Raw genomic sequence first — 24,252 nt, 5'->3', positions numbered from 1 at the left:
CCTCTTCGGTGTTACCGGAGGGGGTATTTCTTTATTATTGATTCCCTATATTTTGAATAAACTCCAATAGCTTCCGGTAAAAACCGTGATGTTTCAGCGTCTCTGCCTCTCCCAATATTACCAGCTTCATACGTGCCCGGGTGATGGCTACATTCATTCTCCTTAAATCATTCAGGAATCCTATCTGCCCTTCTTCGTTGGCGCGGACAAGGCTGATGAAGATAACATCGCGCTCTTGCCCTTGGAAGCCATCCACCGTATTTACAGTGAACAAGCTGCGATAAGGCTTGAGTGAAGCGTCTGCCTTTATCTTGTTGCGGAGATATTGCACTTGTGCCTTGTAAGGGGAGATGATGCCGAAGTCTATTTTTTCTTCCAGAATGCGGCTGCCACCGATACGGTTGATGTAGATTTTCAGTTCTGATAGGAGCAGGTCCGCTTCCGCTTTATTGATGCGTCCGAAAGTCTCTCCCACAAATTCTTCTTTGAAATCCATTTCGGAGGTGTCAATCCAGTGGATAGGGGTATCCCAGTCCAGGATGCCCCGGTAACGCACTTCGGGAGCGGCTTCCAACTCGCCATTATAAAACCATTGGGAAGGAAATTTCATGATTTCCTCGTGCATGCGGTATTGCACTTTCAGCAAAGAGACAACGGCAGGTTTGTTGGACACCACTTTCTCCATCAATGTTCGTTCCAGACCTCCACGGGCGGCTTCGTGGCATTTTATGGTGGGCGGAAGTTGGCAGTGGTCACCCGCCAATACCACGCGGTCTGCTTTTCGGATAGCTATCCAGCAGGCAGCCTCTAAGGCCTGGGCTGCTTCATCAATGAAAAGGGTGCCGAAACGGCGTCCGTTCAGCAGCCGGTGATTGCTGCTTACCAGCGTGGAGGCTATGACGTGTGCCCCATCAAAAAGCTCTGCATTGATTTGTATTTCCAATGCGGTGGCGCGGTCGCGCAGGCGGCTCATACGGCTGCGTACTCCTTCGCGTTCGTCATAGCTGCCACGGCGGGCACGGCTGCCCAGTTCACGGAGATTTTTCCGGATGCTCCACAGTTCCGGATAAAGCGGATGGTTCTCGAAACGACGCTCGTAGGTAAAGGAAAGCATCTTGTCGTTGACACGGGTCGGATTGCCGATACGCAGGACATTGACGCCACGGTCCACAAGTTTTTCCGAAATCCAGTCGACGGCAGTATTGCTTTGGGCACATACCAGTACCTGCGGTTCCCGATGCAGGGTTTCGTAGATGGCTTCCACTAAGGTGGTCGTTTTTCCGGTTCCCGGAGGACCGTGTACAATGGCCACGTCGCGGGCACACAGCACTTTGTTTACAGCTGTCTCCTGCGTGGAGTTCAGCCAGGGAAACCGTACGGGATAGAGCTCTCGGAAACCGGCTTTCGAGGTTCCCAGCAATATGTCCCGCAATTCGGCCAGGCGGTTGCCTTTGGAGCGTAACGTATCTTCCAAGGCTTCGAACATGGTCCGATAGGATGTTTCGTCGAAATAAAGTTGCACGCCGAGGTTGTCCGTTTCCTGCACTTCCATAACGGCACCGGCTCCGGGCATTATCGCTACCATCCGTGTCTCGTCGGCATAGCTTACGGTAGCGGTGAAGTTCATATAGGTTATTTTTCCATCGGCAGACTGGCGGAAAAAACATACGGGACGGCCGAACTCAAAATTATGTTCTATATCGGTATTTTCTGTGTGTGTAATTTCTATTACTAATTGATTCAGTGAATTATAGTAACTTCGTCCCGGAGTGGCAGGATACCAGCAAAGTCCCCGTTTCACTTTCCGGGCAACTCCCATGTTTTCGGTTTGGCGTTTGAATTCCTCTTTTTCGTATTCGTATTCCATGCGCAGCAAAAGTTGTTGCTGCTGGAGGTGAATAATAGGACTATTTGAATCTTGTTCCTTCATGGTTGCAAAGGTAATCATTCTTCGCTTCCGACGGAAAAAATGCTTTATTTTGTTAAACTATTCAGCCTTTTTATTTGTTTATGATATTAATTTGTAATCTTTACAATAATGAAAAACTAAAAAATAGTGGTTATGGTATATGATTTAACGATGCTCAAAACGTTTTATGCTGCTTATTCGGAGAAGATAGAACGCGTACGGAACGTACTGCGGCGTCCGATGACTTTAGCGGAGAAAATTTTGTATGCTCATTTGTATGATGGGGATAAAGTGAAGAACTACAGACGGGGAGAAGACTATGTGAATTTCCGTCCCGACCGTGTGGCCATGCAGGATGCAACGGCTCAAATGGCCTTATTGCAATTTATGAATGCAGGCCGTGAGCAGGTTGCCGTGCCTTCCACTGTGCATTGTGACCATTTGATTCAAGCATATAAAGGTGCAAAAGAAGATGTTGCGACTGCTACGAAGACCAACGAGGAGGTCTATAATTTTCTCCGTGATGTTTCTTCCCGCTATGGCATAGGTTTTTGGCAGCGGGGAGCAGGTATTATTCACCAGGTGGTATTGGAGAACTACGCATTTCCGGGTGGAATGATGGTAGGCACGGACTCTCATACGCCCAATGCCGGAGGTTTGGGCATGGTGGCCATTGGTGTGGGTGGTGCCGATGCGGTGGATGTGATGACCGGCATGGAATGGGAACTGAAAATGCCGCGTCTGATAGGCGTACACTTGAAGGGTAAATTGAGTGGCTGGGTAGCTCCCAAAGACGTTATTCTGAAGTTGGCGGGTATTCTTACTGTAAAAGGGGGAACCAATGCCATCATTGAATATTTTGGACCGGGAACCGCTTCATTGTCTGCCACTGGAAAGGCTACCATCTGCAATATGGGGGCAGAGGTGGGGGCGACTACCTCCCTTTTCCCTTACGATGAGCGTATGGGTACCTACTTGAAAGCTACCGGACGTGAAGAAGTGGCGGAAATGGCTGCTTCCGTAGCTGCCGACCTTCGCGCCGACGACGAAGTGCTGGCAAATCCGGAAAAATATTACGACCGCATCATTGAAATAGACCTCTCGTTATTGGAACCGTATATCAACGGGCCCTTTACGCCGGATGCAGCAACACCGATATCGAAATTTGCCGAGGTAGTGATAACCAATAACTATCCCCGCCGGATGGAAGTCGGTCTGATAGGGTCGTGCACCAATTCGTCCTATCAGGATTTGAGCCGCGCGGCCTCCCTTGCCCGGCAGGTAAAGGAAAAGAATTTGAAGGTTGCTTCCTCGCTGATTGTCAACCCCGGCTCGGAGCAGATACGTGCCACTGCTGAACGCGACGGCATGATTGCCGCTTTCGAAGATATTGGCGCAACGATAATGGCGAATGCCTGCGGACCTTGTATTGGCCAGTGGAAGCGCCATACTGATGACCCCGAACGCAAAAATTCCATCGTCACCTCTTTTAACCGTAATTTTGCCAAACGTGCCGATGGAAATCCCAACACTTTTGCTTACGTCGCTTCCCCGGAGATAACGATGGCGCTGACCATTGCCGGTGACCTTTGTTTCGACCCGTTGAGGGATACGCTGGTCAATGCCAAAGGAGAGGTTGTGAAACTGTCCGAACCGGTCGGTGAAGAATTGCCGGCACACGGGTTTATAGGAGGAAAGGAAGGATACATTGCTCCAGGCAAAGGACAGACGGAAATTACGGTCAATCCTCATTCACAGCGCTTGCAACTGCTGACTCCCTTCCCTGCCTGGGATGGCATGGATTTGCTGGACATGCCTTTATTGATTAAAGTACAGGGGAAATGTACCACCGACCACATTTCCATGGCGGGGCCATGGCTCCGTTTCCGGGGACATTTGGAGAATATTTCGGACAATATGCTGATGGGGGCTGTCAATGCTTTCAATGGAGAGACGAACAAGGTTTGGAACCGCTCCACCAATACCTATGGAACAGTGTCAGGCACTGCGAAGCTGTATAAGTCCGAAGGTATCTCTTCCATTGTCGTTGCCGAAGAGAATTATGGTGAAGGTTCCAGCCGTGAGCATGCTGCCATGGAACCACGCTTCCTGAATGTACGCGTCATTTTGGCGAAAAGCTTTGCCCGTATCCATGAGACGAATTTAAAGAAACAAGGCATGTTGGCGCTGACCTTTACGGATAAGGCCGATTATGACAAGATTCGGGAACGCGACCTGATTTCTGTCATGGGGTTGAAAGATTTTGCTCCAGGACGCACTTTGAAGGTGGTTCTTCATCACGAGGACGGGAGTAAAGAAAGTTTTGAAGTACAACATACGTATAACGAACAGCAGATAGCCTGGTTCCGGGCCGGTTCTGCACTTAATGCAAGATAGAATATGGAAAAAATTACTGTACCTTTTATTACCGGCGATGGGGTGGGAGCAGAAGTGACCCCATCCATGCAGGCTGTCGTGAATGCCGCTGTCAAGAAATCCTATGGTGACCGGCGTGGCATTGAATGGAAAGAAGTGCTGGCAGGAGAACGTGCCTTTCACGAAACCGGTTCCTGGTTGCCGGACGAAACCATGGAAGCCTTCCGCACCTATAAGGTGGGCATCAAAGGTCCTTTGACAACTCCCGTCGGCAGAGGTATCCGTTCCTTGAACGTAGCCTTGCGTCAGACGCTTGATTTGTATGTCTGCCAACGTCCGGTACGTTGGTATAAGGGCATTGTTTCTCCACTCAAAGAGCCGCAGAAGGTGGATATGTGCGTATTCCGTGAGAATACCGAGGATATTTATGCAGGCATCGAATGGGAAGCCGGAACTCCGGAGGCTGAAAAGTTCTATCGTTTTCTCCATGATGACATGGGGGTGACAAAAGTCCGTTTTCCCGAAACCTCCTCGTTTGGCGTGAAGCCCGTTTCAAGAGAAGGAACAGAGCGCTTGGTGCGTGCCGCCTGCCAATACGCGCTTGAGCATCATCTGCCTTCCGTGACCTTGGTACACAAAGGAAACATCATGAAATTTACGGAAGGCGGTTTCAAGAAGTGGGGGTACGAGCTGGCAGAATGTGAGTTTGGTAAAGAACTGGCAGAAGGGCGTCTGGTCATCAAGGACTGCATTGCCGATGCATTCTTGCAGAACACGTTGCTTATCCCCGAAGAATATTCCGTGATTGCCACGTTGAATCTGAACGGCGATTATGTGTCCGACCAACTGGCTGCCATGGTAGGCGGCATCGGCATTGCACCGGGTGCGAATATCAACTATAAAACGGGGCATGCCATTTTTGAGGCTACTCACGGGACGGCTCCGAACATTGCCGGGAAAGACATTGTGAATCCCTGTTCCATCATCCTTTCCGCTGTGATGATGCTTGAATATCTGGGTTGGAAGGAAGCAGCCTCTCTTATAGAGAACGCCTTGGAGGAAAGTTTCACAGAAGCCCGTGCTACTGCCGACTTGGCCCGTTTTATGCCGGGTGGCGTCTCGCTGTCCACTTCGACTTTCACCCGGGAGATTGTAAGGAGAATAGAAAATGGGAATAACGAATAAAACGAAACGATTATGAAGAAGGAGTATCTGATTTACAAGCTTTCCGAAGATTTGAAGGAAGCTACCCGGATTGAGAATGAACTGTTCAGGAAGTTTGATGTGAAGCGCGGTTTGCGTAATGAGGACGGCACGGGAGTCTTGGTGGGGTTGACCAAAATAGGCAATGTGGTCGGCTATGAACGCATCCCCGGTGGAGGGCTGAAGCCTATTCCCGGCAAATTGTTCTACCGCGGTTATGATGTGGATGACTTGGCACACGCCATCATCAAAGAGAAGCGTTTCGGTTTTGAGGAAATTGCCTACTTGTTGCTTTCCGGTCGCCTGCCCGACAAGGAAGAACTCTCTTCTTTCCGTGAACTCATCAACGACAACATGCCGCTGGAGCAGAAGACCAAGATGAATATCATTGAACTCGAAGGAAACAACATTATGAACATCCTGGCGCGCAGCGTGCTCGAGATGTATCGTTTTGACCCTGATGCAGATGACACTTCCCGCGATAATCTGATGCGGCAGAGCATTGAGCTTATTTCGAAATTCCCGACCATCATTGCGTATGCCTATAACATGCTTCGCCATGCCACCCATGGCCGTTCACTGCATATCCGCCATCCGCAGGAAAACCTTTCCATTGCCGAGAATTTCCTCTATATGCTGAAGAAGGACTACACGGAGCTGGATGCCCGCACGCTCGACCTGCTGCTGGTTCTTCAGGCCGAGCACGGTGGTGGTAACAACTCCACTTTTACCGTACGTGTCACTTCTTCTACCGGGACGGATACTTACTCTTCGATAGCGGCAGGTATCGGTTCCTTGAAAGGGCCGCTTCATGGAGGTGCCAATATCCAGGTTGCCGATATGTTCCACCATCTGCAGGAAAACATTCAGGACTGGACGAATGTGGATGAGATTGATACTTACTTCACCCGCATGCTCAACAAGGAAGCCTATAACAAGACCGGCTTGATATATGGTATCGGACATGCCGTCTATACCATTTCCGACCCGCGCGCCATTCTGCTGAAAGAGCTTGCCCGCGACCTTGCCCGCGAAAAAGGGAAAGAACGCGAGTTCGCTTTCCTTGAACTGCTCGAGGAGCGCGCCATTGATGTGTTTGGCCGTGTGAAGAATAATGGAAAGACGGTTTCGAGCAATGTGGATTTCTATTCGGGCTTTGTCTACGAGATGATTGGGCTGCCGCAGGAAATCTTCACGCCTTTGTTTGCCATGGCACGTATTGTCGGTTGGTGTGCACATCGCAATGAAGAATTGAATTTCGAAGGCAAGCGTATTATCCGTCCTGCCTATAAGAATGTTTTGGATGAGGTGGCTTATGTGCCCATTAAGAAACGGTAAGGATTAGACTTGTATCTTTTAAATCGTTCCATCACGGGGAAAAAATCGTTCCACCATGGTGGAACGATTTTTTCTCCATGGTGGAATGAAATTTACTCCATGATGGAACGATTAGATTTTCGTATCTCTACTGCTTAATCTTCTCAGTAAAAAACACTGGTTTTTGCATGAAAAAACAATTATCCGGGGAAAACGATTTGTTTGTTGTGAGTTTTCTTTATCTTTGCTTCGCATAAATAAAGAACTATGAATCAGGAAACTTTTCAGATATTTCTGTGGGTAATGAGTGCTGTGGCATTGGTCGTCTTTATTGCGCTCTATTTTGTCAAAGCGGGTTATGGCATGTTCCGTACTGCCTCGTGGGGAATCTCCATCAATAATAAACTGGCGTGGGTGCTTATGGAAGCGCCGGTATTCATCGTTATGTTTGGGTTGTGGGGGAAGAGTGGAGCGGGATTTGCCGTGCCGGTATATTTCTTTTTCCTGCTGTTTCAGTTGCACTATCTTCAGCGGGCCTTTATTTTTCCGTTCCTGCTGAAAGGTAAAAGCCGGATGCCGGTAGCTATTATGGCGATGGGTATCGTCTTCAACCTTTTGAACGGGATGATGCAGGCGGGCGGTTTGTTCTATTTCGCTCCCGAAGGCTTGTATGCCGATGGCTGGGCCTATTTGCTGAAACCTCATGCCTTGTTGGGAATCATTCTGTTTTTTGCGGGTATGTTCGTCAATTTGCATTCCGACTATGTGATACGTCATCTGCGCAGGCCGGGTGATACGAAGCATTATCTTCCCGGAAAAGGGCTTTACCGATACGTAACTTCTGCCAATTACTTCGGTGAGCTGGTGGAATGGACGGGGTTTGCCATACTCACAGCCTCTCCCGCTGCGTGGGTGTTCGTCTGGTGGACGTTTGCCAACCTTGTTCCCCGTGCCGATGCCATTCACCGCCGTTATCGGGAGGAGTTTGGTGATGAGGTGGTAGGAAAGCGCAAACGCATCATTCCATTTCTTTATTAATGGAAAATGGAGAGTTGAAAATGGAAAATGAATAATTCATAACTTATAACTCATAACTCATAACGATGGAATCCAAGTTATTCACACCCGTCACTTTCGGACCGTTGACCTTGCGTAACCGTACCATTCGTTCGGCTGCTTTCGAGAGCATGTGTCCCGGAAACGCTCCGTCGGACATGTTGCTCGACTATCATCGGTCGGTAGCGGCGGGAGGTATAGGTATGACTACTGTTGCTTATGCGGCAGTTACTCAGAGCGGCTTGTCTTTTGACCGCCAGTTGTGGATGCGTCCTGAGATTATCCCCGGACTCCGTAGGCTGACTGATGCCATACATGCGGAGGGGGCTGCGGCAGGCATCCAGTTGGGACACTGTGGCAACATGTCCCATAAGAGCATTTGCGGTTGTATGCCCGTCGGCGCATCTTCCGGTTTCAATCTTTACTCTCCTACCTTTGTGCGCGGACTGCGTGCCGATGAGCTGCCGGAGATGGCGCGTGCTTATGGGCGTTCGGTGAATCTGGCACGGGAGGCCGGATTTGATTCTGTAGAGATTCATGCAGGGCATGGCTATCTCATCAGCCAGTTCTTGTCCCCGTCCACCAACCATCGGAAAGACGAGTTCGGAGGCTCGTTGCAGAACCGTATGCGTTTTATGGATATGGTGATGGAAGAAGTGATGAAGGCTGCCGGCAGTGATATGGCTGTGCTGGTGAAGATGAACATGCGCGACGGTTTCCGTGGAGGGATGGAGCTGGACGAGACGATGCAGGTGGCCCGGAGGCTGGAGCAGTCGGGAGCACATGCGTTGGTCTTGAGCGGTGGGTTTGTCAGTAAGGCGCCGATGTATGTCATGCGGGGCGAAATGCCTATCCGCAGCATGACGCATTACATGACCTGCTGGTGGTTGAAATACGGTGTACGCATGGTAGGCAAATGGATGATACCGAGCGTACCGTTTAAGGAAGCTTATTTCCTGGAAGATGCCTTGAAATTCCGTGCCGCCTTGAAGATACCGTTGGTTTATGTGGGTGGCCTGGTTTCCAGGGACAAGATAGATGAGGTGCTGGATGACGGCTTCGAGGCTGTGCAAATGGCGCGCGCTCTGCTCAATGAGCCGGGGTTTGTCAACCGCATGCGTGCCGAAGAGAATGCACGTTGCAACTGCCGGCATAGTAATTATTGCATTGCCCGGATGTATTCCATCGAGATGGCATGCCATCAGCATTTGAAGGAGGAGCTTCCACCTTGTCTGAAAAGGGAGATAGAGAAAATCGAAGCGAAAGGCTGATTTTTAGTTTTTAATTTTCAATTTTTAATTATTAAAGTGAATTTAGCTGTTATAACCGGGGCAGACGGTGGCATGGGCATGGAAATTACCCGCGCAGTGGCAACTGCCGGCTATCAGGTCATCATGGCATGCCGTGACCCCCAAGCTGCCGAACCCAAGCGGCAACTGCTGATGCGTGAAACCGGTAATCCGCGTATTGAGACTGCTCCCATTGATTTGGCATCTCTGGCTTCAGTGGCCGCATTTGCAGAGCATCTGTTGAAGCGGGGAGAGCCGTTGGCGTTGTTGATGAACAATGCCGGAACCATGGAAACGGAACGCCGCATTACCGAAGACGGACTGGAACGGACGGTGAGTGTCAATTATGTAGGGCCTTACCTGCTGACCCGCAAGCTGCTGCCATTGATGGGAGAGGGGAGCCGTATTGTGAATATGGTATCTTGTACGTATGCCATCGGTCATCTTGACTTTCCGGATTTTTTCCTCCGGGGAAGGAAGGGTGGCTTTTGGCGCATTCCTATATATAGCAACACGAAGCTGGCATTGACTCTGTTCACCATCGACTTGGCCAGTCGCGTCAAACACAAAGGTATTGTTGTGAATGCGGCCGACCCGGGGATTGTGTCTACCAATATCATCACCATGCATATGTGGTTTGACCCGCTGACAGATATACTTTTTAGGCCTTTTATCCGTACTCCCCGTAAGGGAGCTGCAACAGCTGTCGGCTTATTGCTGGATGAGGATGCCGGTAAACGTACGGGGACATTGAATGCCAGTTGCCGTCCCAAGTCTCTTTCGGAGAAGTACACCCGGCATGTACAGATGGAAGAACTGTGGGAGAGGACGGAAAGTATAGTGAAAAAATGGTTGTAAAAAACAGAGAAGGCGCATATGTCGCCTTCTCTGTTTATGGGGTATCTGAACTGTCTGTCATTAGATAGACAGTTCTCTCAATACATTTACAAGGTCTTTCTTGATGGGTTTGTCATTCTTGATGGCCTTCGTGAAGGGAACGTATACCACTTCATCGTGGTCAATGCCTATCATGACATTGCGCTGTCCTTCCATGATTGCGTCGATGGCGGCTGCGCCCAGACGGCTGGCAAGGATACGGTCGTGTGCCGTAGGGCTACCACCGCGTTGCAAGTGACCGAGGATGGTTACGCGTACGTCATATTGGGGGTATTCGTTCTTTACACGCTCTGCATAGTGCATTGCACCGCCGGTCAGTTCACTCTCGGCTACCAGTACGATACTGCTGTTCTTGGATTTCCGGAAACCGTTCTTGATGAATTCTTCCAGTTGGTCCACTTCCGTACTGAATTCCGGGATAATGGCTGCTTCTGCTCCGGAGGCGATGGCGCCGTTCAGAGCGAGGAAACCGGCATCGCGTCCCATGACTTCTACGAAAAACAAGCGCTCATGGGAAGTGGCTGTATCACGGATTTTGTCCACAGCATCCAGGATCGTGTTCAGCGCGGTGTCGTAGCCGATAGTGGTATCTGTTCCATAAAGGTCATTGTCGATAGTTCCCGGCAGCCCGATACAAGGCACGTCAAACTCTTGTGCAAAGATACGAGCACCGGTCAGCGAACCGTCGCCTCCGATAATCACTAAGGCGTCAATGTCTTCTTTCTTCATGTTGTCGTAAGCAATCTGGCGGCCCTCGGGAGTCGTGAACTCTTTGCAGCGGGCTGTCTTCAGGATTGTACCACCCAGCTGGATGATGTTGCTGACATTTTGGCTTTTGAATTCTTTGATTTCGCCGGTTACCAGACCTTTGTAACCTCTATATATACCTTTAACTGAAAGTCCGTTGTAAATAGCCGAACGTGTCACGGCACGTATGGCTGCGTTCATTCCCGGAGCATCACCTCCTGATGTCAAGATACCAATGCACTTAACTGTTCCCATAACAATCTTTTTGTTTAGTATTAATAATCATGATGAAAAATAGATTTGGACTATTTTTTCATGCCGCAAAGATAGTAAAAAGCTGAGGCGGTGACTAATAAATTACGTTAATTTGCTGTTCCAAAAGGATGACAAACTGTTATTTAAGTTTTGACTTTATGGCTTCTGAAATTTCTTCCATCAGCCATTTGGGGGTGGAAGTGGCTCCGCAGACACCGATGGAATTGGCACCGGCTAACAGAGAACTATCTATTTCTTCGGCACTGTCTATCAAATGTGAATTGGCATTGACTTTTTTACACTCACTGAACAGCATCTTGCCGTTAGAGCTTTTTTTGCCGCTGACAAAGAATATTAAATCATGGGAAGCTGCAAATTTCCGGATATTAGGTATCCGGTTTGCTACTTGTCGGCAGATAGTGTCATAGGACTCGAAAGTGACTTTCGGTGAGATATGTCCCTCTATGTATTTCACAATGTTTTGAAATCCGTCCAGAGACTTTGTGGTCTGGGAGTAGAGACGGATGTCTTTGCTGAAATCCAGTTTCCTTGCCTCTTCCTGCTTTTCGATGACGATGGCCTTTCCGGTGGTTTGTCCTACCAGACCCAGTACTTCGGCGTGTCCATTTTTGCCATAGATGACAATTTGCTTGTCGCGGTTGTCTTCCTGGACGTACTCTTGCTTAATCTTCTTTTGCAGGCGGAGTACGACCGGGCAGGTTGCGTCAATGATTTCTATATTGTTGCGGCGGGCAATGTCATAAGTTTCAGGGGGCTCTCCATGAGCACGCAGCAGCACTTTGGCGTTGTGGAGGTGGTTGAATTCCTCATGGTTGATGGTAATCAGCCCCATTGCCTTCAGGCGTTCCACTTCACGGCTGTTGTGCACGATGTCTCCCAGACAATAGAGGGTCCCTCCTTTCGCCAGTTCCTCTTCTGCCTTGTTTATTGCAGTGACAACTCCGAAACAGAAGCCGGAGCCTTCGTCTATTTCTACTTTTGCCATATCCGGTTCAGTTCTTCTCCTTTATAACCCGTTCGAATTGTTCCGCCAGCCATTCCTTTTGTTGGGAAATGCTCAGGTGGCTGTTGTCCAACAATAAAGCGTCAGAAGCTTTGCGCAGCGGACTTACATCCCGGTTTTGGTCAATATAGTCCCGTTGTTTCACATTTTCCAGAATTTCGTCAAAGCTGGCTTCTTCCCCTTTGGCCTTTAGTTCGTCATAGCGGCGTTGTGCCCGTATCTCGGGGGTGGCGGTTACAAAAATTTTCAGCTCGGCATCCGGAAAAACGGTAGTGCCGATGTCGCGCCCGTCCATAACGATACCCTTGGCCTTGCCCATCTCTTGTTGCTGTGCCACCATAGCTTCGCGTACGAAATCCAATGTTGCAATGGGACTGACACGTGAAGACACTTCCATGGTACGGATTTTGTTTTCTACATTTACTCCGTTCAGGTAGGTATCCGGGCGTCCGGTTTCGGGGTTCAGGCGGAAAGAAATATGTATATCCTTTATTAGACTTTTCAGTTTTTCGGCATCTATGCGGTCACCCTGGAAAATACCATTCTCTATACTATATAATGTTACTGCCCGATACATGGCACCGCTATCTATATATATGTAACCGATTTCGCGGGCAAGGTCTTTGGCCATAGTGCTTTTTCCGCAAGAGGAAAAGCCGTCGATTGCTATTGTTATCTTTTTCATGACTTTTATGCTATAGTTATACAGGTATAACACCTGCAAAATAGAAAATTTCAATATTTCATTTAAAATTCTTGCCAAAGATACGGTATTTTTAAAATATCTCGTTACATTTGTGGCACAAAAGCATGTGGAGGCTTTTGAAGGATTAAAAAAATGAAAAAGGAACGTCTGTTGTGTAAAAAAAAACAGCAGAGCGTGAACATTCTTGGGAAAAGTACTATATTTGCCCCAAATGAGAAACACTAAAATTATATTATAAATTATGGAAATTAAGAAATCACCTAAGGCAGACCTGGAGAGTAAGAAGTCGACTTGGCTGCTTGTCGGTTATGTAATCGTGCTCGCTTTCATGTTTGTTGCGTTCGAGTGGACAAAGCGTGACATCAAGATTGATACGAGTCAGGCTATTACCGACTTAGTATTTGAAGAGGAAATCATCCCTATTACAGAACAGCCGGAGCAGGTTACTCCTCCGCCCCCCGAAGCTCCTGCGATTGCAGAAACGCTGACTATCGTTGAGGACGATGCCGACGTGGAAGAAACTGCCATCGTATCTTCTGAGGAATTGAATCAGGCTGTGGAAATCAAATATGTTCCCGTAGCAGTGGAAGAGGAAGAACCGGAAGAACAGACTATTTTCGAGGTGGTGGAGCAGATGCCCGAATTCCCGAACGGTGGTATGGCCGGTTTGATGCAGTATCTGAGCAAGAACATTAAATATCCTACTATTGCACAGGAAAACGGAACTCAAGGCCGTGTAACTGTACAGTTTGTGGTCAATAAGGACGGTAGTATCGTAGATGCTAAGGTGCTGAGAGGTGTTGACCCGTACTTGGACAAAGAAGCTGTCCGCGTGATTATGGGCATGCCGAAGTGGAAACCCGGTATGCAGCGTGGTAAACCCGTTCGCGTTAAGTATACCGTGCCTGTAATGTTTAGATTGCAGTAATAAAATATCTATAAGTGGGAGAGGCTGCCGGAATGCAGCCTCTTTTCATTATCCGCTATTTCCTAAATTCTGAAAATGCCATGTTTACAGCCTCCGAGCTTTTAGAAAGAATAAATTCTCATATTGCAGAATTGCAGTTTGTCCGTACTCCTCAAGGTTTATATGCTCCCGTTACCTATGTGTTGTCCATGGGCGGAAAAAGAATCCGTCCGGTATTGATGTTGATGGCCTACAATCTGTATCAGGAGGATATTACCCGTATTTTTAACCCTGCAACGGGGATTGAAGTGTATCATAATTATACTCTTTTGCACGACGACTTGATGGACCGTGCAGACCGTCGCCGTGGCAAGGAGACAGTACATAAAGTCTGGGATGACAATGCCGCCATTCTTTCGGGGGATGCAATGCTTGTATTGGCTTATCAGTTTATGGCTCAATGTCCGGTTGAATGCCTGAAAGAGGTAATGGATATATTTAGTCTGACTGCACTGGAAATCTGTGAAGGACAGCAGCTGGATATGGAGTTTGAACATCGGAAGGATGTGAAGGCAGAGGAGTATCTGGAAATGATTCGTCTGAAAACTTCGGTATTGTTGGCTGCAAGCTTGAAGATTGGCGCTCTTTTGGGAGGGGCTTCTTCTGAAGATGCGGAGCAGTTGTATGATTTTGGCATGAACTTGGGTGTCGCTTTTCAGTTGAAAGATGATTTCCTGGATGTTTATGGCGATGCTGCCGTCTTTGGAAAGAATATTGGAGGTGATATTCTGTGCAATAAAAAGACCTACATGCTGATAAAGGCTTTTGAACATGCGGATGAGGAGCAGTTGACCCGCTTGAATGCTTGGGTGGATGCTGTTGCATTCAACCCGGAGGAGAAAGTTGCTGCGGTGACGGAACTGTATAACCGGATTGGCGTCAAGGAACTGTGTGAGAAAAAGATGGAAGAGTATTGTGAACGCGCAATGGAAAGTCTGTTGGCGGTGAAGGTGGCAGATGAAAAGAAAGAGGAATTGAAGAACCTGATGGCTAACCTGATGCATCGGGAAGTATAACTTTAAATCCGGGAGAAAATGCCTTATAGAAGATTGCCTAATACAGATCAAGCGAGAATACGGGCGCTGAAAGCAGTGGTCGTCAAGGGTGATATATGTAATGTGTATGATTTGGCCGTATCTTTGAAGGCGTTGACTGATGCGCGGAATTTTCTTACAAAGTTTGAAGCTGCGCAAGCTTATTATGCCGACTGTTTTGAGCGGCAGGCTCGGGCGGGACGTAAGCATCAGGCTAATGTAAAGACTGCCCGTCTGTATATTTCTCATTTTATCCAGGTGTTGAATTTAGCTGTCATCCGTTCTGAAGTGCGTATTGCTCATAAGGAATATTACGGTTTGGACACAAGCAACAATAATGTGCCTGATTTATCGACAGAGCCTGCCTTGGCAGAGTGGGGGCGTAAAATCGTGGATGGGGAAAACAAACGTATATCCCAGGGAGGAATTCCCATTTATAACCCTACGATTGCAAAAGTGAGGGTGCATTATGATATTTTCATGGATAGTTATGAGAAGCAAAAGAATCTTCAATCTTTGACAGCCCGCAGTTTGGACACCTTGGCTTCGATGCGTGCAGAGGCGGATGGTTTGATTTTGGATATATGGAACCAGGTTGAAAAGAAATTCGAGGAGGTCACTCCCAATGAGAAACGTCTGGATTTATGCCGTGATTATGGAATAATCTATTATTACCGCACCGGTGAAAAACGCAAAGAGTAAGTTGAAGAATGAGATTGATTGATTCACATTCCCATCTTTTTTTAGAAGAGTTTGCAGAGGATTTGCCTCAAGTGATGGCTCGTGCCCGTGAGGCAGGAGTCACGCATATTTTTATGCCCAATATCGATAGTACCACCATAGGACCTATGCTTCGGGTGTGCCGTGAATATAAAGGGTATTGCTATCCGATGATTGGATTGCACCCTACCTCTGTGGGTGCGGATTATGAAAAGGAGTTGGAAATAGTGGCCCGGGAGCTGGCTTCACCGAATGAATTTGTTGCGGTTGGCGAGATTGGTATGGACTTGTATTGGGATAAAACTTTTCTCAGAGAACAACAAAGGGTGTTGGACAGGCAGATTGAGTGGGCTTTGGAATACGGTTTGCCGGTAGTGCTGCATTGTAGGGAAGCGTTCGACCATATATATAATGTGTTGAAACCCTATCAGCAGACTCCTTTGAAAGGAATTTTCCATAGTTTTACGGGGACCTCGGAAGAGGCCTGCAGGATTATGGAATTTGCGGATTTCATGATAGGAATAAATGGTGTGGTGACTTTCAAAAAATCAACTTTGCCGGAAGTCTTGAAGAATATTCCTTTGGAACGCATCGTGCTGGAAACCGATTCCCCTTATCTGACTCCGGTTCCCAATCGAGGCAAGAGGAACGAAAGCGCATATGTTAAGGATACTTTGGTAAAGGTGGCCGGAATCTATGGGAACTCTCCTGAAAAGGTGGCCCAGGTTACTTCTGATAACACTTTAAAAGTGTTCGGAATGCTCAAATAAGCTCTTTGAGATTTTAAAGTTTATTAATTTTGAGATTTTATTTAATATAAAACGGGTCGAATGAAGCAGAACAACAAAAAAAAGAATACATTTGTAGCTGAAAACGCTTGTGGTTCGCATTTTTTTTGTAATTTGCACCCGATTTCAGAAAAGGCGTCTATTGGAGAGATGCTCGAGTGGTTGAAGAGGCACGCCTGGAAAGCGTGTATACCCCTAAAGGGTATCCGGGGTTCGAATCCCCGTCTCTCCGCAGTGTGATGAAATGAAGATAAAACAACAAATTATAATAAATAAATTAATTAATTAATCTTAAAAATTAGACACACAATGAAAAAGTTATTTGCAATTGTTGCTGTGATGGGAGTCTTAACATTTGGCTCAACTCAACTTGCTCAGGCTCAAGATGCTCCTGCAGCTGAACAAACTGAACAAGCAGCTGTAGCACCTGCTGCTGATGCTGCTGCCCCTGCTGCTATGGAAGCTGCCGAGGGTGGTATCCACAAAGAGCTTAAGACTAAGTTTATTGAAGGTACTGCATCTTTCATGAGTTTGGTAGCTATCGCATTGGTTATCGGTCTTGCATTCTGTATTGAACGTATCATTTATCTGAGCTTGGCTGAAATTAATACAAAGAAGTTCTTGGCTGCTATCGAAGCTGCTTTGGAAAAAGGTGACGTTGAGGCTGCTAAAGATATCGCACGTAACACAAGAGGTCCTATCGCTTCTATCTACTATCAAGGTCTGATGAGAATCGATCAAGGTATCGACGTAGTAGAAAAGTCTGTAGTATCTTACGGTGGTGTACAAGCCGGTTATCTGGAAAAAGGTTGCTCTTGGATTACATTGTTCATCGCAATGGCTCCGTCTTTAGGATTCTTGGGTACTGTAATCGGTATGGTTCAGGCTTTTGATAAAATCCAGCAGGTAGGTGATATCTCTCCGACGGTTGTAGCAGGTGGTATGAAGGTTGCCTTGATTACTACTATCTTCGGTTTGATTGTTGCTTTGATTCTGCAGGTATTCTACAACTATATCTTGTCTAAGATTGAAGCTTTGACAAGTGAAATGGAAGATTCTTCTATCTCACTGTTGGATATGGTTATCAAATATGACTTGAAATACAAAAAATAATTAAGATGGCTAAGTTATCATATAAAGTATCATACTACGTACTGTATGCCATGTTCGCTATCATCTTGGTAGTGCTGGGCTTGTTCTACTTCGGTGGAGATGCTCAAGGTGATGCAGTATTGATGAGCGTTGACTCAGAAATGTGGCAACCGGCTCAGACAGATGCATTGATTTACTTGACGTATGCTCTGTTGGCTGTAGCTGTAATTGCTACGTTGGTTGGTGTATTGTTCCAATTCGGATCTGCCTTGAAGGATAATCCGGGGGCAGCTTTGAAATCTTTAATCGGCTTGATTGTATTGATTGTTGTAGTGGTTATAGCTTGGACTATGGGTAGCGATGAGCCGCTTACTATTCCGGGATATAGCGGTACTGACAATGTTCCTTTCTGGTTGAAGATTACCGATATGTTCCTCTATTCTATTTATATTTTGTTTGCCGGTACAGTGTTGGCAATCATTTTTAGTAGTATTAAGAAGAAATTATCATAACTGATTGAGGTAACTCAATTTAAAGAGTAATTACAATGGCAAAAGGAAAAAGAAAAGTTCCTGATATTAACTCAAGTTCTACAGCGGATATTGCATTCTTGTTGCTGATTTTCTTCTTGATCACGACATCTATGGATACTGACCGTGGTTTGGCAAGACGTTTGCCGCCTCCACCCGAAAAAGACCAGAAGATTGAGGACCAGAAGAAGAAAGAACGTAACGTTTTGCAAGTCTTCTTGAATATGAATGACCAGTTAATGTGCGGTAACGATTATATTAACGTAGAACAATTGCGTGCAAAGGCAAAGGAATTCATTGCCAATCCGTATAATGATGAAACGAAGCCAGAAAAGATTTCTAAGAATGTTCCTTTCTTTGGTACGGTTCAAGTAACGGAAAATCATGTGGTTTCTTTGCGTTGTGACCGTGGTTCTTCCTATAAGGCATATATGGCTGTACAGAATGAGTTGGTAGCGGCTTACAATGAGTTACGCGATGAACTGGCTCAGGAGAAGTGGCAGAAGAATTATGTCGAGTTGGATCAAGAACAACAAGATGCAATTCGTGATATTTATCCTCAGAGAATTTCTGAGGCAGAACCTAAAAAGTACGGAGAAAAGAAGTAATGGGAAAATTTAATAAGACTGGTAAACGTGAAATGCCGGCGTTGAACACTTCTTCTCTGCCTGACCTTATCTTCACCTTGTTGTTCTTCTTCATGATTGTAACAACTATGCGTGAGGTAACATTAAAGGTTGAGTTTAAGGTTCCGCAAGCTACAGAATTGGAGAAACTTGAAAAGAAGTCTTTGGTTACGTTTATCTATGTAGGAAAACCTACTGCCGAATTTCGTAAGAAGTTAGGTAATGAGAGCCGTATCCAGTTGAACGACAGCTATGCTGAAGTTGCTGAAATTCAAGATTACATTATTGGTGAACGTGCCAGTATGAAAGAAGAAGATCAGCCGCAGATGACAGTGTCTTTGAAAGTTGACCAAGATACGAAAATGGGTATCGTAACAGATATCAAGGAAGCTCTTCGTCAAGCTTATGCTTTGAAGATTAACTATTCTGCGCAACCGCGTCAGTAAGAGTTGATTTAATGATATAATAAAGGTCGTTTCATTTGTTGAAACGACCTTTATTGTTTTAAGTATATTGGATTTTTAAGATTTCACATTATATACTTCGCAGTAGATGTGTTCCTTTACAAGGTCAAAATCCTTTCCACATTCTATATCTCCATAGGCCATGATGAGCATAGGCAGGTAGTTGTCTCCTGCTTTATAGGGAGGCTGTTGGTAGGGCTTTTCCCATAAGGAGAATCCTTGCCGTTGATAGAAGTTAATGCGGCGTTTAGCCATTTCTTCTTCGGGTATTTCCACTTCCAAGACAATGGGATGTTTTAAGAGTTGGCACAAATGGTTCAGTACACTCTTTCCATATCCGCCGTTACGCTGTGTGGGGTCAATGGCAAAATGCTCTATATAGTAAAAATGTCCGAAATCCCAGTAAGTGATGAGACCTACCGGGGTGTTGTTATGGAAGATGATATTGTTATAGAAGTGCGTTTTGGTATCTGTATACTTGCGCAATTCCTCCAGTTCCCGGTACTCCTCTGAAGGGAACGATTGAGTCATTAATTTCTCCATGTAGCTGTACAAGTCTGTGTCAGCTGTTGTAATACGTTGAAGTCTGATCATAAGTTCTTTTAGTTTAGTTTGTTTTTATTCAGTATAAAATTCAATGACGCGGCAGATGGCCCGTTGGCAGACCGGGCAGAAAGTAGGGTATTCATTGGTGCGCATGCGGCAATTGTCTGCCGGACGGTAGATGCCTTTGGCAGAATAGCCAGCTCCTTCATATACGCCTACGGGATATGTTCCACTTTCAGAAGAGGGAGTAGGAACGGGAGTTCCTTGAGCAAGCATATCTTTCCATTTGGAAGTGAAATCGATTCTTGTGCTGATGTTCTGTTCCCAGGGTTCCACATCTAGTGGATAGGTATCTGTCATCACGTCATTGTCGTAGAAGTATTCATCGGCCAGTCCGCCAAAGCTATGCCCGAACTCATGTACCACAACGGGGCGGAACATGGGATGGTGGGCGGTAGTAAGGGTATAGGAATTATAGATTCCACCGCCTCCGTATTCTTCCGTATTGGCAAGGATGATGATGTGTTCATACGGTATTCCCGCCAGCGCATCGTGTATGGATTTGACACGGGAGGTTGTCAGATACCGGTCTGAATAGAATGTGCTGAAATGAGAGCTGAATGCTGTCCGTTTCCATTCTCCGAGGCGTGGTACGCTTACTCCGCTGTCTTCGGAGGGGCTGGCCACTGCTACAATGTTGAAGTGCTTTTTCATGGACCGGAAGGGTTCGTGGGCAAACAGACTTTCGCAGGCAATGGCTGCGTCTTCGTAGAATACCGGCATCTCTTCGGGAGTATATCCTTCTGCAAGGATGGCTACGTCGATGCATTTGGCCGTATTGCCGCTTTGCAGCAGATATTTATGTGGTGTGATGTGGGCAGTACCTTTCTGATGTATCAGGATGTCGTCGGGACTGACCGTATGTTTCATGCTTGCCCGTACATTTCTACGCGGGTCGAGAAGTGTTATTTCTATTTCTGCAGGACGGAGGGGATAGGGAAGGAGAAAGGTGTTTTCGAATCCTTTGGTCACCGCTTTGGCTTCATCCGTTTCCAGCCACTCCTGGAAGAGCGAAGAAAAGGATGTTTTGTAGATTACGCTGCCATTGGCTGCATCTCGCATAATGATTTGTCCGTTTCCTTGCAGGGGCAACTCAGATAAATGATGCTTCCTTCCTGCCCAAGAGGGGAGACAAGACAATCCGTCCAGGCATATCTCTTGTTTGGCTGCATTTCCGGTAAAGATATAGTCGACACGCAGGGTTTTATCTGCAAAATAATCTGCAAAACTTTGGGCATGCAAGGATATTGCTGCCATCAGGCATAATAGGAATAAGGAATACTTTTTCATAACGGTTCATTATTATTGCTACTACAAAGATAATATCTTTAAAGCTCATCTGCAATTTTCCGGTCGTGCGAGATGGAATTTTGCATATGCACTTTGAAATGCCTGATATGCGGTATTATTCTTTTTTTTGTAAGAAAAGTTATAAACCGTATTTTTATTGGCGAAAAAATAGCTAACTTTGCATGTTGCCGTATAGATATGCGGGAGATATAGTAATTTATTAATCATTAGAATTTGAAATGGGACATCATCAGTTGGATACTTTAGACGAACAGATTTTAAAACTTATAGCCGATAATGCACGCATTCCTTTCCTTGAAGTGGCTAGAGCTTGTAATGTATCGGGAGCAGCCATTCATCAGCGCATTCAAAAGCTGACAAACTTAGGTATATTGAAAGGTTCTGAATATGTGATTGATCCGGAGAAGATAGGATATGAAACATGCGCCTATATCGGTATCTATCTAAAGGATCCTGCTTCTTTTGATGCTGTAACGAGAGCATTGGAAGCTATTCCCGAGATTGTGGAATGCCATTTTACAACGGGCAAGTATGATATGTTCATAAAGCTTTATGCCCGCAACAACCATCATTTGCTGAGCATCATACATGATAAGTTGCAGCCGCTGGGACTGGCGCGTACGGAAACCTTGATTTCTTTCCACGAAGCCATCAAGCGGCAGATGCCTATAACGGTAGAAGAAGAGGAAGATTAATTTTACCGGTGGATATAATCGACGAATGCATAAGGGCAGGGATGCTTCTCATCTGCGGGATGGGACTCCCTGCTTTTTTCTTGCCATACAGTCGGAGCGACTTCGGGAAAGTAGGCGTCCACCTGAGGGGCTTCTGCATCCACTTCGGTCAGGCAGAGGGTATCTGCAAAGGGGAGTGCCTGGCGATAAACGCTTGCACCGCCGATGATGTAGACGTGTTCGTCGGGCTGGCAACTGCTTAGTGCTTCTTCCAATGAGGGAAAAACTTCTGTACCGGGACAGATCAAATCTTTTTGAGTGGACAGAACAACGTTGCGGCGGTTGGGAAGCGCACCTTTGGGGAGAGATTCAAAAGTCTTTCGGCCCATGATGATGGTATTTCCCGTGGTGAGGGCTTTGAAACGCTTCAAATCATTGGGAAGCCAGAATAACAACCGGTTCTGATAGCCGATACCTCTCTTTCTGTCTACTGCAGCAATAATACTAATCATATGTGTGTAAAATTCTTTTCTCTTTCTATCTTTTTATTGTAGGATTTATACTGACACTTTTCCTGCAATATGCGGATGCGGGTTATAGTTGACCAACTCAAAATCCTCGAACTTGAAGTCGAAGATGTTTTTCACATCCGGATTGATTCTCATCTGCGGCAAATCCCGCGGTTCACGAGATAGTTGGAGTTTTACCTGCTCCAAATGGTTCAGATAGATGTGAGCATCTCCTAAGGTATGGATGAAATCTCCGGCTTTCAGTCCGGTGACTTGCGCCATCATCTGCAGGAGCAGGGCATAGGAAGCAATGTTGAAGGGCACTCCTAAAAAAATGTCCGCACTACGCTGGTACAGTTGCAGGCTCAGCCGTCCGTTGGCGACATAGAACTGGAAGAAAGCGTGGCAGGGAGGGAGGTTCATGTTGTCCAAATCGCCTACATTCCATGCGCTGACTATAATCCGGCGTGAGTCGGGATTGTGCTTGATGGTTTCTACAGCTTCGCTGATTTGGTCGATGAATCCACCTTTATAGTTCGGCCAGGAGCGCCATTGATACCCGTAGATATGTCCCAGGTCACCGTTTTCGTCCGCCCATTCGTTCCAGATGCGTACACCGTTGTCCTGAAGATATTTCACATTGGTGTCTCCTTGGAGGAACCATAGCAGTTCGTATATGATTGATTTCAGATGCAGCTTCTTGGTAGTAAGGCAGGGGAAGCCTTCATCCATGTTGAAACGCATCTGGTGGCCGAATACGCTGATGGTGCCGGTACCCGTACGGTCGCTTTTCTCTACGCCTTCGGTCAGTACGCGGTTCAGCAGGTCTAAATATTGTTTCATGATGTAATGCTCTGTTTTTATCCGAACGCAAAGGTAGGAGAATTAATTATTAATTAATAATTAATAATTAAAAATTAGAGGAAGGGGGTCATCAAGTTTCCCACCCAGCCTACGAATTTCTTCCATCCGGAACGCTTTTTCCAGACTTCGGGAGTGAGTAGCGTACTGTTTTGCACGTCCCGTTCGAACATGGCATTCAGCTCATTGGTGGTCTTGGGGTCGAAGATGAAAGCGTTTGTCTCGTAGTCATAGCGCAGGCTGCGGCTGTTGAGATTGGCAGTACCCACCGTGCAGAAAGTGCTGTCTACCATCATTATCTTGGAATGGTGGAAGCCGCCGTTGAAGAGATATATCTTGGCTCCTTTCTTCATCAGCTTGTGTGCTATGTAGAATGAGGCATCCGGAGTAAAGGCTATGTCCGACACGGCAGGTATCATGATTTCCACTTCAGTACCTTTTTTCAGTGCGTTCTTGATTGCCTTGCGGATTGATTTGGTCGGAACGAAATAAGGATTCACGATTCGGATGCTCTTCTGTGCGGCTTGTATGGAAGCTGCATAGGCATGGCTGATGGAGCGTGGTGTTTCGCGTGGCGTGCGGTCCACGATGGCTATTTCTTCGGCAATACTGTCGGGCAGTTGCTGAGTATCCGGGAAGTAGGCAGGTCCACCTACGTGTTGTCCCGTTTCCCGGTTCCACATGGTCAGGAAGATGCCCTGCAGATAGCGCACGGCATCTCCTTCAAGATGTATGTGCATATCGTGCCATTTACCGATTTTAGGTAATCCGTTGATGTAGTAGTCGGCAATGTTCATGCCGCCGGTATAACCTATCTTTCCGTCAATCACTACTATTTTCCGATGGTCGCGGTGTATGGCATGATTCACCCAGGGAAAAGTGATAGGATCGAACTTAACGATTTCGATGCCTTGGGCGCGGATGGATTTCAGATGGCGTTCTTTCAATGGTTGGTTGTTGGACCAGTTGCCGAAGGCATCGAACATGGCGCGGACTTCAACTCCCTCCTTGACTTTCTCTGCCAGAAGGCTGAACAAGGCATTGGCTATGGAGTCGTTGCGGAAGTTGAAGTATTCCAAATGGATATGATGCCGGGCATGGCGGATATTCTCGAAGAGATCGACGAACTTGTCATGGCCGGTCATCAGCAATTTCACTTCATTGTTATAAGTGACGGGGGCGCCCATTTCCTTCAAGTAATTCATGACAATGGAATCGCTTGTTGCTTGCGCCCCGGCATTCCCAATAGAAAAAACGAATAATATGATGAATAGAATCTTTCTCAAAACTT

24 protein-coding genes and 1 tRNA gene are annotated in these 24,252 nt (G+C 46.7%); 16 read left to right on the top strand and 9 right to left on the bottom strand.

From position 1 onward, the window contains the following. Positions 1-34 precede the first annotated feature (34 nt). On the bottom strand, positions 35-1,930 hold the full coding sequence (locus tag CSD97_RS06390; protein WP_098032145.1) for an AAA domain-containing protein: 1,896 nt from the start codon (positions 1,928-1,930) through the stop codon (positions 35-37). A 132-nt stretch (positions 1,931-2,062) separates the two neighbouring features. On the opposite strand from CSD97_RS06390, the gene CSD97_RS06385 reads away from it, so the two are divergent. The 6 genes from CSD97_RS06385 to CSD97_RS06360 all read left to right on the top strand — a co-directional run bounded on the left by CSD97_RS06385 (position 2,063) and on the right by CSD97_RS06360 (position 10,008). Further along, on the top strand, positions 2,063-4,306 hold the full coding sequence (locus tag CSD97_RS06385) for an aconitate hydratase (protein WP_098032124.1): 2,244 nt from the start codon (positions 2,063-2,065) through the stop codon (positions 4,304-4,306). 3 nt (positions 4,307-4,309) lie between these two features. Next, the gene (gene icd, locus CSD97_RS06380; protein ID WP_098032123.1) at positions 4,310-5,470 is read left to right on the top strand and encodes an NADP-dependent isocitrate dehydrogenase; all 1,161 of its coding nucleotides are present in this window, start codon (positions 4,310-4,312) and stop codon (positions 5,468-5,470) included. A 12-nt stretch (positions 5,471-5,482) separates the two neighbouring features. Continuing rightward, positions 5,483-6,826 carry a citrate/2-methylcitrate synthase gene (locus tag CSD97_RS06375; RefSeq protein ID WP_009037962.1) on the top strand — a complete coding sequence of 448 codons (1,344 nt, stop codon included), beginning with the start codon at positions 5,483-5,485 and terminating at the stop codon, positions 6,824-6,826. Positions 6,827-7,072: 246 nt separating this feature from the next. Continuing rightward, positions 7,073-7,843, top strand: coding sequence for a DUF1295 domain-containing protein (locus CSD97_RS06370; protein WP_098032122.1), 771 nt, complete (start codon positions 7,073-7,075; stop codon positions 7,841-7,843). A gap of 65 nt (positions 7,844-7,908) precedes the next feature. Beyond that, positions 7,909-9,132: an NADH:flavin oxidoreductase gene (locus CSD97_RS06365; RefSeq protein WP_008664036.1), complete on the top strand. Its 1,224-nt coding sequence runs from the start codon at positions 7,909-7,911 to the stop codon at positions 9,130-9,132. 36 nt (positions 9,133-9,168) lie between these two features. Beyond that, positions 9,169-10,008, top strand: a complete 840-nt coding sequence (locus tag CSD97_RS06360) for an SDR family oxidoreductase (protein WP_005827139.1) — start codon at positions 9,169-9,171, stop codon at positions 10,006-10,008. Between the two features lie 60 nt (positions 10,009-10,068). On the opposite strand, the gene pfkA is transcribed toward CSD97_RS06360, so the two are convergent. The 3 genes from pfkA to cmk form a co-directional block, all read right to left on the bottom strand. Next, entirely contained in the window at positions 10,069-11,049 is a 981-nt protein-coding gene (gene pfkA / locus CSD97_RS06355) for a 6-phosphofructokinase (protein WP_022401441.1), read from the bottom strand. Positions 11,050-11,188: 139 nt separating this feature from the next. After that, positions 11,189-12,055: a 4-hydroxy-3-methylbut-2-enyl diphosphate reductase gene (locus CSD97_RS06350; RefSeq protein ID WP_005827134.1), complete on the bottom strand. Its 867-nt coding sequence runs from the start codon at positions 12,053-12,055 to the stop codon at positions 11,189-11,191. 7 nt (positions 12,056-12,062) lie between these two features. Continuing rightward, a complete protein-coding gene (gene cmk, locus CSD97_RS06345; RefSeq protein ID WP_034525522.1) occupies positions 12,063-12,758 on the bottom strand; it encodes a (d)CMP kinase in 696 nt (231 codons plus the stop codon). A 262-nt stretch (positions 12,759-13,020) separates the two neighbouring features. Between cmk and CSD97_RS06340 the strand changes: the two genes are divergently transcribed. The 9 genes from CSD97_RS06340 to CSD97_RS06300 all read left to right on the top strand — a co-directional run bounded on the left by CSD97_RS06340 (position 13,021) and on the right by CSD97_RS06300 (position 18,982). Then, positions 13,021-13,707 carry an energy transducer TonB gene (locus CSD97_RS06340; protein WP_005833113.1) on the top strand — a complete coding sequence of 229 codons (687 nt, stop codon included), beginning with the start codon at positions 13,021-13,023 and terminating at the stop codon, positions 13,705-13,707. An 80-nt stretch (positions 13,708-13,787) separates the two neighbouring features. Then, positions 13,788-14,762, top strand: a complete 975-nt coding sequence (locus CSD97_RS06335; RefSeq protein WP_098032144.1) for a polyprenyl synthetase family protein — start codon at positions 13,788-13,790, stop codon at positions 14,760-14,762. A gap of 18 nt (positions 14,763-14,780) precedes the next feature. Continuing rightward, complete coding sequence (locus CSD97_RS06330) at positions 14,781-15,482, top strand: hypothetical protein (protein WP_005827126.1); 702 nt, start codon at positions 14,781-14,783, stop codon at positions 15,480-15,482. Positions 15,483-15,490: 8 nt separating this feature from the next. Then, positions 15,491-16,270: a TatD family hydrolase gene (locus tag CSD97_RS06325; RefSeq protein WP_022401446.1), complete on the top strand. Its 780-nt coding sequence runs from the start codon at positions 15,491-15,493 to the stop codon at positions 16,268-16,270. Between the two features lie 162 nt (positions 16,271-16,432). Next, positions 16,433-16,520, top strand: a tRNA-Ser gene (locus tag CSD97_RS06320). Positions 16,521-16,597: 77 nt separating this feature from the next. Beyond that, positions 16,598-17,401, top strand: coding sequence for a MotA/TolQ/ExbB proton channel family protein (locus CSD97_RS06315; RefSeq protein WP_005833106.1), 804 nt, complete (start codon positions 16,598-16,600; stop codon positions 17,399-17,401). 5 nt (positions 17,402-17,406) lie between these two features. Next, complete coding sequence (locus tag CSD97_RS06310) at positions 17,407-17,892, top strand: hypothetical protein (protein WP_005833104.1); 486 nt, start codon at positions 17,407-17,409, stop codon at positions 17,890-17,892. A 35-nt stretch (positions 17,893-17,927) separates the two neighbouring features. After that, the gene (locus CSD97_RS06305) at positions 17,928-18,518 is read left to right on the top strand and encodes a biopolymer transporter ExbD (protein WP_035449112.1); all 591 of its coding nucleotides are present in this window, start codon (positions 17,928-17,930) and stop codon (positions 18,516-18,518) included. Beyond that, complete coding sequence (locus CSD97_RS06300) at positions 18,518-18,982, top strand: biopolymer transporter ExbD (RefSeq protein WP_025833345.1); 465 nt, start codon at positions 18,518-18,520, stop codon at positions 18,980-18,982. The genes CSD97_RS06305 and CSD97_RS06300 overlap by 1 nt, the downstream gene beginning before the upstream one ends. A 75-nt stretch (positions 18,983-19,057) precedes the next feature. On the opposite strand, the gene CSD97_RS06295 is transcribed toward CSD97_RS06300, so the two are convergent. After that, positions 19,058-19,594 (bottom strand): GNAT family N-acetyltransferase, encoded by a 537-nt coding sequence (locus CSD97_RS06295; RefSeq protein ID WP_005833097.1) that lies wholly within the window; start codon positions 19,592-19,594, stop codon positions 19,058-19,060. A gap of 24 nt (positions 19,595-19,618) precedes the next feature. Continuing rightward, positions 19,619-20,896, bottom strand: a complete 1,278-nt coding sequence (locus tag CSD97_RS06290) for an IgA Peptidase M64 (protein WP_005833095.1) — start codon at positions 20,894-20,896, stop codon at positions 19,619-19,621. A 239-nt stretch (positions 20,897-21,135) separates the two neighbouring features. Here CSD97_RS06290 and CSD97_RS06280 point away from each other — a divergent pair, with 239 nt between their 5' ends. After that, positions 21,136-21,612 carry an Lrp/AsnC ligand binding domain-containing protein gene (locus CSD97_RS06280; protein WP_005827104.1) on the top strand — a complete coding sequence of 159 codons (477 nt, stop codon included), beginning with the start codon at positions 21,136-21,138 and terminating at the stop codon, positions 21,610-21,612. 2 nt (positions 21,613-21,614) lie between these two features. On the opposite strand, the gene CSD97_RS06275 is transcribed toward CSD97_RS06280, so the two are convergent. From CSD97_RS06275 to cls, 3 genes are all read right to left on the bottom strand, one after another. Then, entirely contained in the window at positions 21,615-22,103 is a 489-nt protein-coding gene (locus CSD97_RS06275; RefSeq protein WP_008664019.1) for a dihydrofolate reductase, read from the bottom strand. Between the two features lie 45 nt (positions 22,104-22,148). Continuing rightward, on the bottom strand, positions 22,149-22,943 hold the full coding sequence (locus CSD97_RS06270) for a thymidylate synthase (RefSeq protein ID WP_005827101.1): 795 nt from the start codon (positions 22,941-22,943) through the stop codon (positions 22,149-22,151). A gap of 74 nt (positions 22,944-23,017) precedes the next feature. Then, positions 23,018-24,247, bottom strand: coding sequence for a cardiolipin synthase (cls, locus tag CSD97_RS06265; protein ID WP_171029041.1), 1,230 nt, complete (start codon positions 24,245-24,247; stop codon positions 23,018-23,020). Positions 24,248-24,252 lie beyond the last annotated feature (5 nt).

This window comes from Bacteroides sp. AR29, from assembly GCF_900217715.1.
Lineage (GTDB): Bacteria > Bacteroidota > Bacteroidia > Bacteroidales > Bacteroidaceae > Bacteroides > Bacteroides uniformis.
Note: the sequence above shows the minus strand (reverse complement) of the source record. Positions and strands in the feature narration are given on the sequence as shown.